This is a genomic window from Hydrocarboniphaga sp. FW305-C-57 (assembly GCF_058783045.1).
Map to the genome: position 1 here is coordinate 756,423 of NZ_JBYSYG010000001.1, position 14,349 is coordinate 770,771.

A 14,349-nucleotide genomic window follows, 5' to 3' on the forward strand; every position below is an offset into this window, starting at 1 on the left:
CATGCTCGACCACATCTTCCTATCGGTGAGTGACATCGATCGCTCGATCGCCTTCTACCAGCGGGCACTCGCGCCTCTGGGTATCGTCGATCGCCTCGACTACGACGGCAGCGAAGGCTCGCCGGGCCATCCCGATCTCAAAGGCTTCGGCGCTGGCGGACGGATGTTCTTCTGGCTGCGGGCCGGCAAGCCCGACGGGCGCTCGGTGCATGTGGGCTTCGTCGCGCGCAGCACGGCCGAAGTCGATGCCGCCTATGCAGCGGCGATCGCGGCTGGAGCTAGCGGCAACGGTGCGCCTGCCGCCAGGTTGCACTACGACCCGCGCTACTACGCCGCCAATGTGCTGGACCCCGATGGTTACAGCCTGGAGTTCGTGTTCAAGCCCTGGCAGCACGGAATCAGCCGCTGAACTCCGATCCAGGTCGGAAAGAGCGATGAGACCGCTGATGGTCAAGCGCCGACGCGGCGGCTTCGCACTGACGATCAAAAAAAGTGCGCGCGACGGCAGTCCGGCTGGCGACGACATCGAAGCCATGGAATGCACCGGCAACCACCTCCAGCGCGCACGGCACGCCGGCCGCCTGCAGGCGGCCGGCGTAGTCAACGCCCTCGTCGTGCAGCGGATCCAGGGTGCCGACCCCGATCCAGGCTGGCGCCAGCCCGGACAAGTCGCGATGCCTGGCCGGCACGGCGCGCGCAGGGTCTGCGCCGCGCAGGTACGCCTCCCAGCCGAGGCGGTTGGTTTTCTCGGTCCACAGCCGGTGAAGAGGGCTGGCGATGCCGGGGCGCGCGGACGAGCGGTCGTCCAGCATCGGGTAAACGAGCAACTGAAACAGGGGGACGATCTCACCGCGATCGCGCGCCAGAAGCGCCAGGGCGGCAGCCAGGCCGCCACCGGCACTGTTGCCGGCGATGATGATCCGTGCCGGGTCGACCCCGTCGAGGCGGCTCAACCACGTCAGGGCCGCATAGCAGTCTTCGAGCGCGGCGGGGTACGGATGCTCGGGCGCGAGGCGGTATTCCACGGCGACGATAGGAATTCCGAGCCGCTCGGCAAACCGATGGCACAGGAGATCGTCCTGCGCCGCCGAGCCGATGACATAGCCACCGCCGTGGATCCAAAGCATCGCGCCGCCATTGCTGCGCTGCCGGACTGGCCGTTGCACGCGCAGTCCGATTTTCTGCGGCAGCTCGATGATCTCGACTCCGGGTCTGCGCCTGCGAGCCATCCAGCGGGACAGCAGCTTCATCACCGGAAGGCTGCGACGCGTGAAGGCGTTGCGCGGCAGGCAGCGCGCGATGCGTCGAAGGTCGGGGTGGAAGTCCCTGTCCATGGCCGTCACACCGGGAAAGTGACGCCCGTCAACTGCTCGGACACCGCCCAGAGTCGGCGCTGCGTCTCCGCGTCATGAGCCTTGCGGCTGGAGGCGACGAGCTTGGGATGTCCTTTGAGTTCCATGAAGCCATCCGGTCCCCAGTACTGCCCACCTTCGACGCGCAGGTCGGTCGCCGCTCGCAGCTGCGGCAAGGCTCCCTGTGCAGGCGTCTGGCCAAACCACGGGCTGCCGAACGCAATCAGCGGCTGCAAGGGTTTCCAGGCGTTTCGCATCAACTCCGAGTTGGTGTAGCCGGGGTGCGCGCAAACCGCGATCGTGGACCGGCCTGCCGCGGCCAGGCGCCGATGCAATTCGTAGCCGAACATGAGGGTCGCAAGCTTGGACTGCGCGTAAGCGGCGGCACGGCGATAGCCGCGCTGCCACTGCAGGTCGTCGAAGTTGATCGTGCCCGCCTTGTGCGCCAGGCTGCCGACGATGACGACCCGCGAGCCCGGAACGTCCAGCAGGCGATCGAGCAGTAGCCCGGTCAAGGCGAAGTGTCCGAGGTGATTGGTGCCGAACTGAAGCTCGAAGCCTTCCGGCGTCAGTGCCTTGGGCGGAATCATGACGCCGGCGTTGTTGACCAGCAGGTCGATGCGCGAATGGTCCGCGCGGAGCGCCTCCGCAGCGGCCCGCACCGAGGCCAGGGAACCGAGGTCGAGTGCCTGGACGCGGAGATCGGCGCCTGGAGCCAAGGCGCGTATGCGCTCGGCCGCGGCTGCGCCCTTCTGCACATCGCGCACGGCGAGCACAACGCTCGCGCCCTTCCGGGCCAGCACGCGCGCGGTGTCGAAGCCGAGGCCCGTGTTGGCGCCGGTGACGATCGCAACACGCCCGGCCTGGTCCGGCACATCCGCTTCGGTCCATCGGCTGGCGTTCATCGCGGAGATCAGGCGGGTGTCACGACAAGCGGCAGGCTCTCGTGCCGCCGCACCTGCAGGCTCGTCACCCACTGCGGTGGACGCGACGAATCCAGCGCGATGTGGCGGCTGCGCTCCAGCAGAGCCCGAAGCACGATCAATCCTTCAAGCCGGGCCAGCGGTGCTCCGACACAGGTATGGATGCCGCGGCCGAAGGTCAGGTGGTTGCGCGGACGGTCCAGGTCCAGTTCGTCCGGATGGGCGAACACCTCGGGATCGCGGTTGCCCGCGCTCCAGAACATCAGCACGGTGGCTCCGCGCGGAATGTTCACGCCGCCGAGGCTGGTGTCTCGCGGTACGGATCGCAGGTGATAGCGGAACGGCGATTCCAGGCGCAGGATTTCCTCGATGAAGGCCGGGATCTGCTCGGGCTGCGCGCGCAGCGCGGCCTGCAGTTCCGGGTTTTCGGCGAGGCGGCGCACGGCATTGCCGAGCAGGCTGGTCGTCGATTCCCCGCCAGCGGCCAGCAGGATGTGGAGGATCGCGCGAGCCTCCATCGGCTTGAGCGTTCCCTCGTCGACACTGCGCTTGACGGCGGACAGGATGTCGCCGCCGTCCGGGCTGGCCTTGCCCAGTTGAGCACCGAGCCAGCGCTGGATCGAAGCACTGCGCAGCAGGATGAACATGAGCTGCAGAAGGTTCATGGTGCCATCGACCACCGACGTCGAGTCGAACGCGGCCTGCAGCAGCTTCCTGGTATCGCTCCCCTTGAATCCGACGAGCTTGCTGACGACGGTGATCGGCAGCGGATTGGCGACCAGGTCCATGAAGTCGCCGGACTTCGCCTCCAGCAGGCGACCGACGCAGGCGTCGGCCACCTGCTCGATTTCGGGGGCCATCGCGGCCATCTTCCTCGCGACCAGTTCGGGGAACACGGCCTTGCGGTGCAGGGCGTGATCGGGCGGATCGGCCGTGGCCAGGACCTGGATCGGGAAGCTGTCCCGCTTGAGGCGGGCGGGCTTTCCGCCCCAGCCGCGATACAAGATGCCGGTCAGGTTGGAAGAGAAGTCCTCGACCCGGCGCGCGGCTTCGTCGAGCAACGCGTAACGCGTCACCACGAAGATCTCCGTCTCTGGGATACGCCACACCGGAGCTGTTTCACGCAGCTGCCGGTAGAGCGGGTACGGGTTGTCCAGGAAGCCGGGATCCAGCAGGGCCTTGCCGGGAATCGCGTTCGCTACGGTGACTCCGGATACTGCACCCATCAGCTGCTCCGACTTGCCCATGCATTGGAATCCAAATTAACTGGCACCATGCTAGTAATTTGAAAAATAACTGTCAACGTGACAGTAGCGTGGGATGGAATGCCGTAAGCGGGTCTTTTTATTGGGTTTTTGCTAGGCTGAGTCCGGAAAGGGTGCCGACAGGGGCAAGACGCATGGCGGATTCGAGACGTCCTGCCGAGGAAAGCAGGGCGATGCTGATCGAGGCGGCGGCGGAGATGATCCGCACCGAGGGATACGCGGCCCTCACGGCTCGACACCTCGCGGAGAAAGTGGGGTTGAAAAGGCAGATCGTTCACTACTACTTCCGCACGACCGAAGAGCTGCTCGTGAACGTGGTGAGGCATTTCGGTGACTTCGGCCTCGCGCATTTCAAGCAGGGGCTCGGCCAGGACCCACTGCGCGCCATCTGGGAGATGCAGGTGGACTCCAGCGCGACGACCTTCGCGTTCCTGGCGATGGCGAGCCACCTGCCACTCGTACGTGCAGAGATGAAGCACTACATGGGGGAGTTCCGCAGGCTTCAGACTGAAGCGATTGCGGCGTACCTCGAGTCCCGGGGCATCCAGTCCGCGATCCCTCCCGCTGCGATCGCGATCATCATCCAGAGTGTCTCGCAGGCCTTGGGAGCGGAGTCGGCCATGGGCGCGAACCAAGGCCACGAGGAGACCCGCTCCGTCATGGAAGCCATGATCCAGAGTCTGGCTACGAATGGTCGCCTGCAGTGAATCCTGGCGCTGCAACGCGCCGACCTGGATAGCCTCTTAGCTCACAGGCACATGAATCTGCTTTGGGCTGCAAGCGTCCAGCCGAGTGGAAACCGGCCAGTCTTGCAGACTCGCCGGAGCGAGCGTGCGATGCGCTCGTGTCTCATGAGCTCGACGTAGGCCGTGATTTCGCGGCGGCGTTGATTGCGACCCGGCAAACCTGGGCACTTTGCTGTCGATTCCTGCGCATGGCAGCACCAGTGCGTCACGGACCGATGGCGCGCAAACGCCTTTGCATAGCGGCGACTCCAGCTCGCTGCGCGTGGGGGCATACTCCTGGCCCTAGAAGCGGACTTCGATCAGAGCCGCGAACAATTGATCATCGTGCGAGCAGTGGAGATTGCTTCATGAGCGAAGGCTCGGAAGTGCATTTGAGCCGTGCCCGGAGCCAGCTGAGCCGCATGGGCCTGTCGGCCTGGTTCGTCGGGCATCCGGTTGCCACCGCGCTGCTGACCTTGGGCGTCATCTTGCTCGGCGCGCTCGCGTTTCCACAGCTGCCGACGTCGCCGTTGCCCGAAGCCGATCTGCCGACGATCCAGATCAGCGCCTCGCTGCCCGGCGCGAGTCCGGAGACGATGGCGTCTGCGGTCGCCACGCCGCTCGAAGTGCAGCTCAGCTCGGTGCCCGGCGTCATCGAGATGACGTCGGCGAGTTCGCTCGGCAACACGTCCGTCAACCTGCAGTTCACGCTCGAAAAGGACATCAACGAGGCCGCGCAGGAAGTGCAGTCGGCGATCAACGCGGCCGCGGGCCGCCTGCCGGCCGATCTGCCGAATTTGCCGACCTGGCGCAAGGTCAACGCGAACGACAGCCCGGTGCTGGTGCTGCGCCTGCAGTCTCCGCTGATGACGCTGACCGAGCTTTCCGACGTCGCTGAAACGCTGATCGCCCGGCAGATCTCGCAGATCGACGGCGTCGCGCAGATCGACCTGAGCGGCCAGCGCAAGCCGGCGCTGCGCGTGCAGGCCGCACCCGAGAAGCTCGCCGCGCTCGGGCTCACGCTGGCGGATATTCGCAATGCGGTGCGCACCGCGAGCGTCAACCAGGCCAAGGGCGCGCTGTTCGGACGCGACCGCGTGTCCACGCTGCAGACCAACGACCAGATCTTCGAGCCGCGCGGCTACGAGAACCTCGTCGTCAGCTATCGCGACGGCAACCCGGTGTTTCTCGGCGACGTGGCGCGCATCAGCTTCGGGGCCGAGAACGACTACGCACAGGCCTGGCAGAACGGGGTCGCCGGCGTCGCGTTGATCGTGCGCCGGCAGCCCGGAGCGAACATCGTCGACACCGCCGAGCGCATCAAGGCGGCGATGCCGCGCTTGCGCGAGCTGCTGCCTGCGCACGTCGAGTTCGAAGTGCTCAACGACCGCACGCGCACGATCCGCGCGTCGATCCACGAAATCGAGATCACGCTGGTCGTCACCATCGCCCTCGTGGTGCTGATCATGGGCCTGTTCCTGCGGCAGGTGTCGGCGACGCTGATCGTCGCCTCGGTGCTGTGCGTTTCGCTGGTGGCGACGGCCGCGGCCATGTATGCACTCGGCTTCTCGATCAACAATCTCACGCTGGTGGCGGTGATCGTCGCGGTCGGCTTCGTGGTCGACGATGCGATCGTCATCGTCGAAAACATCCATCGGCATCTCGAAGCCGGCGAGGGCATGCGCGAAGCCGCGCTCAAGGGGGCCGCGGAAATCGGCTTCACCGTCGTCTCGATCAGCTTCTCGCTCGTCGCGGCCTTCATCCCACTGCTGTTCATGGGCGGGGTGGTCGGTCGGCTGTTTCGCGAGTTTTCGCTGACCTTGACGGCCGCGGTGCTGATCTCGGTGCTCGCCTCGCTGACGCTCGCGCCGATGCTGGCCTCGCGCTTCATGCGCGCGCCCGCACATGCGGGGCACGCGGCCGGCGGATTCTCGGATCGCCTGCTCGCGTTCTACGATCGCGGGCTGCGCTGGTCGCTGCGGCACCAGCATCTCGTGCTGGCCGGCTTCGGGCTGACGGTCGCCGCCGCCGCGCTGAGCTACGTGCTCGTGCCGAAGGGCTTCTTCCCGCTGCAGGACACCGCCTTCGTCTATGGCGTCTCGCAGGCGGCCGAGGACATTTCGTTCGAGGACATGCGCGAGAAGCACCTGCAACTCGCGAAGATCGTCGGCGCCGATCCGGCCGTGCTCGGCTACAACCAGTCGATCGGCTCGAGCTTCGGCGGCGGCTCGTTGTCGAGCGGGCGCTTCTTCATCGTGCTCAAGGATCGCAACCAGCGCGACGTGTCGGCCGAGGAATTCATCAACCGCCTGCGGCCCCGGCTCGAGGAAGTGCTCGGCATTCAGCTGTTCCTGCGCAGCGCGCAGGACATCAACCTCGGGGCGGGCTCCTCGCGAGCGCAGTACCTGTTCATGCTCAAGGGGCCCGACAGCGCACAGCTCGCGAGCTGGGCCGGCCGGCTGACCGAACGCCTGCGGGAGTTGCCGCAGCTGCGCGACGTATCGAGTGACCAGCAGCTCGGCGCTTCGATCACGCGGCTGACCATCGACCGCGTCGCCGCGGCGCGCTTCGGCATCAGTACGGAGGACATCGACCAGGCGCTCTACGATGCCTTCGGCCAGCGCCAGATCAGCGAGTACCAGACCGAAACGAATCAGTACAAGGTCGTACTCGAGATCGACGAGCATCAGCGCGGACGTCGCCAGAGCCTGGATTATTTCCATCTGCGCTCGCCGCTGAGCGGCCAGATGGTGCCGTTGTCGGCGATGGTGTCGAACGAGCCGTCCACCAATGGTCCGCTGTCGATCACGCACGACGGCATGTTTCCGTCGGTGAGCATCTCGTTCAATCTCGCCAGGGGCGTGGCGCTCGGCGATGCGGTGGCGCTCGTGACCCGGGCCGAGTCCGACATCGGCATGCCGAGCGAATACACGGGTTCGTTCCGTGGCAACGCGCAGGCGTTCAAGGATTCACTGGCCTCACAACCACTGCTGATCCTCACCGCGCTGCTCGCGGTCTACATCATCCTCGGTGTGCTCTACGAGAGCTTCGTGCATCCGCTGACGATCCTGTCGACGCTGCCCTCGGCCGGCATCGGCGCGATTCTGTTTCTGTGGGCGCTCGGCTTCGAGTTCTCGATCATGGCGATGATCGGCGTCGTGCTGCTGATCGGCATCGTCAAGAAGAACGGCATCCTGATGGTGGATTTCGCGCTCGAGGCGCAGCGCAACCAGGGCCTGTCGCCAGCCGAGGCGATTCACCAGGCCTGTCTCGTGCGCTTCCGCCCGATCATGATGACGACGCTCGCGGCGATGCTCGGCGCGGTGCCGCTGACCCTGGGCATCGGCACGGGTTCCGAGCTGCGCCAGCCGCTCGGTATCGCGGTGGTGGGCGGACTGTTGCTGAGCCAGCTGCTCACGCTGTTCACGACGCCCGTGGTTTATCTGGCGCTCGACCGGCTGTTCCATCGCCAGAGAAAAGAGCCGGCGGCCGATGCGCCGACGCCGGCCCGGCTCGCGGGATGAGCGGGCCCGCATCGGTCGCGTTCGACGCCCGATCGCAACCGCTGGCGCTCAGCCTTCGGGCAGCTCGCGCACGGCTCCGATATCCGCCCCGCCCGCGAGCAGCGCGTAAGCCTTCAGGGCGGTGCTGAGCCTGCGCGGCCTCGGCGCGGACGGACGCCAGCCGCTCGCATTGCGCCGATGGCGTCGTGCTGCAAGTTCGGCGTCGCTGAGCTCCACTCGGATGCTGCGGCCGGCGATGTCGATGCGAATGCGATCGCCGTCCTCGAGCAGTCCGATGATGCCGTGCGCAGCCGCTTCGGGCGCGATGTGGCCGATCGAAAGTCCGGCGCTCGCGCCCGAGAAACGGCCGTCGGTGATCAGCGCGCAGCGTGTCGCCAGGCCCTTGGTTTTCAGGTACGTGGTCGGATAAAGCATCTCCTGCATGCCGGGGCCGCCACGCGGGCCTTCGTAGCGAATCACCACGACGTCGCCGGCCTTGACCTGATCGCCGAGTATCGCGGCGCTCGCGGCGTCCTGGCTTTCGAAAATACGCGCCGGGCCTTCGAAGCGGAGCATCTGCGCCGGCACCGCGGCGGTCTTCACGATGCATCCCTGCGTGGCGAGATTGCCGGTCAGCACGGCAAGCCCGCCGTCATGGTTGTAGGCGTGCTCGCATGAACGGATGCAGCCCTGTTCGCGGTCGAGATCGAGCGACTCGTAGCGGCTGTTCTGCGAGAACGCCGTGCGACTCCGAACCCCGGCCGCGGCGGCCGAATAGAACTCGTGCACCGCCGTGTCCTGCGTCTGCCGGATGTCCCAGGTGTCGATCGCCACATCGAGCGAACTCGCGTACGTGGTCGCCACGCTGCCGTCGACGAGCCCGGCACGCCGGAGCTCCGCGAGGATCGCCATCACGCCGCCAGCGCGATGCACGTCTTCCATGTGATGGGCGCTCGCCGGCGCGACCTTGCAGAGCGTCGGCACCGCGCGCGAAATGCGATCGATGTCGGCGAGCGTGAAGTCGACGTCGCCTTCGCGCGCGGCGGCGAGCAGGTGCAGCACGGTATTGGTCGAGCCGCCCATCGCGATGTCGAGCGACATCGCGTTTTCGAATGCCGCCTTGGTCGCGATCTGGCGCGGCAATGTGCGCGGATCGTCGCGCTCGTAGTGACGGCGCGCGAGCTCGACGATCAGGCGCCCGGATTCGCGAAACAGCCGCTCGCGATCGGCATGCGTGGCGACGAGCGAGCCGTTGCCCGGCAAGGCGAGGCCGAGCGCTTCGAGCAGGCAGTTCATCGAGTTGGCGGTGAACATGCCCGAGCACGAACCGCAGGTCGGGCAGGCGGCCTGCTCGATCTGCTGGCGCTCGTCGTCCGCGAGTCCGGCATTCGCGCCGGCGACGATCGCATCGACGAGATCGAGGGCAATGACGCGATCGTCCAGCTTGCGCCTGCCGGCTTCCATCGGCCCGCCGGCGACGAACACGGTCGGAATGTCGAGCCGCATCGCGGCCATCAGCATGCCAGGCGTGATCTTGTCGCAATTCGAGATGCAGACGAGCGCGTCAGCCGTGTGCGCGTTGACCATGTATTCGACGCTGTCCGCGATCAGATCGCGCGAGGGCAGGCTGTAGAGCATGCCGTCGTGGCCCATCGCGATGCCGTCGTCGACCGCGATGGTGTTGAACTCGCGCGCGACGCCACCGGCTCGCGTGATTTCGCCGGCGACGAGCTGGCCGAGATCCTTCAGGTGCACATGGCCCGGAACGAACTGCGTGAACGAGTTGGCGACGGCGATGATCGGCTTGCCGAAATCGGAGTCGGTCATGCCGGTGGCTCGCCAGAGCGAGCGGGCGCCGGCCATCAACGGGCCGGCGGTGCTGGTGCGGGAACGAAGAGCGGGCATCGGAGCTTCCTGGAGCGGTGGCGGTGTGCCGATGCCGCCATCTTCGCGATGCGCCGCCATAGCGGCCAATATAATCGGCGCGTGGTCGCCATATCGATCGTAAATAGTGGGGTTTGGATGGATCTGCGGCAGATTCGCTACTTCATCGCCGTCGCCGATGCGCGCAACTTCTCGCGAGCGGCCGAGCGCTTGCATGTTTCGCAGCCGCCGCTGTCGATCCAGGTCAAGCGTCTCGAAGACGAGATCGGCGTTCGCCTGTTCGCGCGCTCGCCGCGCGGGGTCGAGCTGACGGCGGCCGGAGCGCTGTTCTACGAAGACGCGAAAGCCGCGCTCGCACGGCTCGAGGGTGCGAAGACGCGGGCGCGCCAGGCTTCGCTGGGTGAAATCGGAACGCTGTCGGTGGGATTCGTGTCGATCGTCGATTACGGCGTGCTGCCGCCGGCGCTCAAGGACTTCCGCACGCGCTATCCGCGCATCGAGGTCGAACTGCACGAGGCGACCACGGATCAGCAGGTGCAGGCGCTGCGCAGCGGTCGCTTCGATCTGGCGCTTGCGCTCGGTCCGGTGCAGGAGGCCGATCTGAAGTTCGAGCCGCTGATCGCGGAAGAGCTGCTGCTCGCGCTACCGGCGCGGCATCCGCTCGCGGGCGCGGACCGGGCGACCGATCTGCGACGCTTCGGCGAAGAGAAGTTCATTGCGCCGCCGCGCGAGCTTGCGCCGGGCCTGCACGATGCGATCGTCGCACGTTGTCGCGGCAGCGGATTCACGCCGCGCATGGGCCAGCAGGCGCGACAGATGCAGACGGTGGTGAGCCTCGTCGCCTGCGGGCTCGGCGTCGCGCTGGTGCCGGCGTCGATGCGCAACCTCAAGCGCAAGGGGCTCATCTACCGGCGGCTGCGCGGGACCGCGGAGGCGCTGCAGATCGGCTTGCTGACGCGCGCGGGCGAGGGCTCGGCGATCGTGCGGAATTTTTCGGAGGTGTTGCGGGTCAGTGCGGGCGGCTAGCCACGCCTGAGCATCCGCCAGCCCCTCTCTCCCCTCGCTGGCGCGAGGGACTCTCTCCCGCAAGCGGGAGAGAGGAACGGCGGTGAGTGCGACGCTTCGACTGCGGTGGCGGGCCAACTGCTGGTCCCCTCTCCCGCTTGCGGGAGAGGGTGGTCCGAAGGACCGGGAGAGGGCCCGTCGCCGAGCGCAAATTTCTCGGCTGGGCTCTCTACCGCTTCAGCTTGTACGCCACCACCGAATCCCCGAGCGTCGATCCGTACATGCTGTGACCGCCCGCCGCGATCACCACGTACTGCGTGCCGTTCACTTCGTAGGTCATCGGAACCGCCGTGCCGGCCGCGGGTAGATCGGCCTTCCAGAGCACCTTGCCGCTCTTGAGGTCGAAGGCGCGCAGCGAGTCGTCGAGCGTGTAGCCGATGAAGACCAGGCCGCCGGCGGTGACCAGCGGGCCGCCGGCGCCCGGCGTGCCGAAGTCGAGGTCCATCTTCCATGGCGGCTTCACCGGCAGCAGTTTTTCGATGCTGCCGAGCGGCACTTCCCAGACGATCTTCTTGTTCGCCAGATCGACCGCCGTCAGCGCAGCCCACGGCGGCGCCGAGCACGGTGACATCAGCGGCGACAGCAGCGGCTGCACCTGATAGACGTACTGCGAGCCGGTCGGGGCGAACGACATCGGGCCGCCGGTTTCGATCTTCTGCGTCTTGTCGATCTTGGCTTCGGCCGTCGGAATCAGCTTGACGATGGTCGGCACGCGATTGGACGGCACCACCATGATGCCGCTGGCCGGATCATAGGCGCCGCCGCCCCAGTTCGGACCGCCGCCGACCGAGGGCGAGAAGATCGTTCCCTTGAGGCTCGCCGGTGTGAACGCCGGGCCGTAGTTGAACTCTTCGATCTTGCGCTTGCAGAGCCACTTGTCGACGAAGGTGAAACCCCAGGCGTCGTCGGGAGAGAAGCCCTGCGGCGCGAGCGTCGGCATGCCCTTGGGGAACGGCTGGGTCTTGGACAGCACTTCGCCCTTGACCGCGTACTGCTGCGGCACCGGGCGCTCCTCGATCGGCACCAGCGGCTCGCCGGTGGCGCGGTTGAAGACGAAGATCAGGCCGGTCTTGTTGTTCTGCACGAGCGCCGGAACGCTGCTGCCGTCGGCGAGCTTCCAGTCGATCAGCAGCGGCTCGGTCGGGGTGTCGTAGTCGAACACGTTGTGATGCACGAACTGGAAGTGCCAGGCGACCTGGCCGGTGGCGGCCTTCAGCGCGACGACCGAGGACGAATAGCGGTTGTCGCCCACGCGATCGCCGCCGAAGAAGTCGCCCGACGGGCTCGTGGTCGGCAGGTAGACCATGTCGAGCGCCTCGTCGACGGCCATGCTCGACCAGACGTTGCCGCCGCCGAAGCCTTCGGCCGTGCCCTTGGCCCAGGATTTGGCGGCCGGATCGTTGGCATCGCGCGGCAGCGGATCGAACTGCCAGAGCGGCTTGCCGCTGCGCGCATCGAAGGCCAGCACGCGGCCGCTCGGCGCGTCGACGCGCTGGTTGTCCGCGACCGCCGAGCCGACGATGGCGACGCCGTTGACGATGGCCGGCTTCGAGGCGGCGACCACTTCGCCCGCGAAGATCTCGGGCTTGCTGATCTCCATCTTCACGCTGCCGCGATCGCCGAAGCCTTCGCAGGCCTTGCCGTCGCGCGCGTCGATCGCGAGCAGGCGGTAGTCGGCGGTGCCGAACAGGATGCGCGACTTGCAGTGCGCGCCTTCGGCGGCCTGCGGATCGACCCAATGGCCGACGCCGCGACACTTGCGCATGCCGACCTTGGGATCCTTGGGGTCGAATTCCCAGCGCTTCTTGCCGGTGGCGGGGTCGACCGCGAGGATGCGCCGCGTGGTCGTGCAGATGACGAGATTGCCATCGATCAGGCTGGGCTGATCTTCGAACGCGATCAGTGCATTCATCGCCTTGGGCGGCGGCACGTCGCCGGTGTGGAACTCCCAGGCGAGCTCGAGCTGGCCGACGTTGGCGGCGTTGATCTGGTTCAGCGACGAATACTTCGCGTCATGCGGAGTGGCGGGGACCGGCTCGGCGGCGATCGATGTCGCGGCCGTCACGGCGCTCAATGGAATGAACAGCGCGGCGAACAACTTGGTCAGGCGGGCGAACGCCCGTCCATGGCTGAGGCTCATCAGCATCTCCCCCAGATCGATCTGGTTCTTTATTAGTGAACACGTCTGTCCATTATAGGAGCAGTCCGGCGGCCCGCGGTAGCCGGGCTGGACGGTGCTTGCCTGGCCGGGCAAAGACTTTTGCCGGCGACGTTGCTCAGCGCCTCAGGAAGAACTCGATCGGCACCACGATTCGTGGCGGCCATCCACGGCATCGATAACCGCCGGTTATGCGCTCCACACGACTCTTCATTGGTCGAGCGGGGCACGCCTGTGTGAGCCTTGTGACGAATTCACGAATCGTCACACCGACGATCACCCTGCGGCGCTCGCTCGCCATCGGATCGAACATGAAGTCCATCATCGCGCGCATTGCCGTCTGTTCCGCCCTGGTTCCGATGGCCGCGCAGGCACACCCGGGCCACGAAGGGCTCGAAACCGATGCGAGTTCCAATGCCGTGTTCGGCATCGTCCAATTGCTCGAAGGCGGCCATCCGGTGCTTTGGCTGCTGCTGATGCTGAGCGTCGCCGCGGCGATCGGCCTCGGCATGAAAGCGCCGTCACAAACCGCCTGATGCGATCAGCGCTCGGGCTCCGCGCCGAGCGCGATGCGCATGAGTTCGTGCGCTGCCGTGGACAGTTCCGCATCGCGGCGTGTGAGCAGGCCGACGCGTCTGCGCACGATCGGGCCGGAAAGGCGCAGGCAGCGCGCACCCATGCGTCGCATCTGATCGCTGCATAGCGCGGGAACCGCGCTGACTCCGAGTCCCGAAGCCACCAGCGATCCGACCGTCGACAGCTGATGGCATTCGAGCGCCGGAGCGAAGTCCTGGCCGGCGGCGGCCAGCGACTGTTCGAGCAGATGGCGCACGGTCGACGGCCGCTGCAGGGTGATGAAGGGCTCGGCGCTGAGTGTCTTCCAGCTCACGCTCGCCTTCCGCGCGAGCGGTGAATCGGCCGCGACGACCGCGACGAAGCGGTCGTCGAACATCGAGGTGAACTCGTAGGGCTGCATCGTCTCGGGCTCGAAGCAGAAGCCGATCTCGACACGGCCGCTGGTGACGAGTTCGAGCACCTGCTCGTTGATGACGTCGTGGATCGTCACGTCGATTTGCGGATGCGCCGCGCGAAACCTCGTCAGCAGTTCCGGTAGCCGGTTGGCCGCGAACGAGGGCATGGCGGCCACCGTCACATGGCCCTGCTGCAGCGTGAAGCGCTGGCGCAGCCGATCGGTGGTGCCCTCCCATTCGGCGAGCAGGCGCAGCGCGAGCGGCAGCAGGGTCGCGCCTTCGGGCGTCAGCCGCACGCTGCGCGTGGTTCGGCTCAGCAGGCGCCCGCCGAGTGATTCTTCGAGCCCGCGTATCGCCAGGCTCAGGGCGGGCTGCGAGAGATGCAGCAATTCACCGGCGCGGGCGAAGCTCAGGGTCTGGGCGACGCAGACGAAGGCGCGGAGCTGGCGGATGGTCATTGATAAGATTCACAAAACAATTCTTCCAAAAAAGAAAATTAACAA

General features: G+C 66.6%; 11 protein-coding genes. 5 read left to right on the forward strand and 6 right to left on the reverse strand.

The annotated features are described in order from the left end of the window. The first annotated feature begins 1 nt into the window (after nt 1). Complete coding sequence (locus AC3WUM_RS03500) at nt 2–409, forward strand: VOC family protein (protein WP_492408731.1); 408 nt, start codon at nt 2–4, stop codon at nt 407–409. Here the strand turns inward: AC3WUM_RS03500 and AC3WUM_RS03505 are convergent. The 3 genes from AC3WUM_RS03505 to AC3WUM_RS03515 are packed head-to-tail and all read right to left on the reverse strand — an operon-like array spanning nt 399 to nt 3,522. Further along, nucleotides 399–1,334, reverse strand: coding sequence for an alpha/beta hydrolase (locus AC3WUM_RS03505; protein ID WP_492408732.1), 936 nt, complete (start codon nt 1,332–1,334; stop codon nt 399–401). The genes AC3WUM_RS03500 and AC3WUM_RS03505 overlap by 11 nt on opposite strands. A gap of 5 nt (nt 1,335–1,339) precedes the next feature. Next, nucleotides 1,340–2,257 carry an SDR family NAD(P)-dependent oxidoreductase gene (locus AC3WUM_RS03510; protein ID WP_492408733.1) on the reverse strand — a complete coding sequence of 306 codons (918 nt, stop codon included), beginning with the start codon at nt 2,255–2,257 and terminating at the stop codon, nt 1,340–1,342. Nucleotides 2,258–2,265: 8 nt separating this feature from the next. After that, nucleotides 2,266–3,522: a cytochrome P450 gene (locus AC3WUM_RS03515; protein ID WP_492408734.1), complete on the reverse strand. Its 1,257-nt coding sequence runs from the start codon at nt 3,520–3,522 to the stop codon at nt 2,266–2,268. Nucleotides 3,523–3,713: 191 nt separating this feature from the next. Here AC3WUM_RS03515 and AC3WUM_RS03520 point away from each other — a divergent pair, with 191 nt between their 5' ends. Next, complete coding sequence (locus AC3WUM_RS03520; RefSeq protein ID WP_492408735.1) at nt 3,714–4,247, forward strand: TetR/AcrR family transcriptional regulator; 534 nt, start codon at nt 3,714–3,716, stop codon at nt 4,245–4,247. A 386-nt stretch (nt 4,248–4,633) separates the two neighbouring features. Continuing rightward, a complete protein-coding gene (locus AC3WUM_RS03525; protein WP_492408736.1) occupies nt 4,634–7,789 on the forward strand; it encodes a multidrug efflux RND transporter permease subunit in 3,156 nt (1,051 codons plus the stop codon). A 48-nt stretch (nt 7,790–7,837) separates the two neighbouring features. Here AC3WUM_RS03525 and ilvD read toward each other — a convergent pair whose 3' ends face one another. Further along, nucleotides 7,838–9,673, reverse strand: coding sequence for a dihydroxy-acid dehydratase (gene ilvD / locus AC3WUM_RS03530; RefSeq protein ID WP_492408737.1), 1,836 nt, complete (start codon nt 9,671–9,673; stop codon nt 7,838–7,840). Nucleotides 9,674–9,790: 117 nt separating this feature from the next. Between ilvD and AC3WUM_RS03535 the strand changes: the two genes are divergently transcribed. Next, entirely contained in the window at nt 9,791–10,678 is an 888-nt protein-coding gene (locus tag AC3WUM_RS03535; RefSeq protein ID WP_492408738.1) for a LysR family transcriptional regulator, read from the forward strand. Between the two features lie 208 nt (nt 10,679–10,886). On the opposite strand, the gene AC3WUM_RS03540 is transcribed toward AC3WUM_RS03535, so the two are convergent. After that, nucleotides 10,887–12,857 carry a pyrroloquinoline quinone-dependent dehydrogenase gene (locus tag AC3WUM_RS03540; protein WP_492408740.1) on the reverse strand — a complete coding sequence of 657 codons (1,971 nt, stop codon included), beginning with the start codon at nt 12,855–12,857 and terminating at the stop codon, nt 10,887–10,889. 263 nt (nt 12,858–13,120) lie between these two features. On the opposite strand from AC3WUM_RS03540, the gene AC3WUM_RS03545 reads away from it, so the two are divergent. Continuing rightward, entirely contained in the window at nt 13,121–13,411 is a 291-nt protein-coding gene (locus AC3WUM_RS03545; protein ID WP_492408741.1) for a hypothetical protein, read from the forward strand. Nucleotides 13,412–13,416: 5 nt separating this feature from the next. On the opposite strand, the gene AC3WUM_RS03550 is transcribed toward AC3WUM_RS03545, so the two are convergent. Continuing rightward, nucleotides 13,417–14,304: a LysR family transcriptional regulator gene (locus tag AC3WUM_RS03550; protein ID WP_492408742.1), complete on the reverse strand. Its 888-nt coding sequence runs from the start codon at nt 14,302–14,304 to the stop codon at nt 13,417–13,419. Nucleotides 14,305–14,349: the final 45 nt, after the last annotated feature.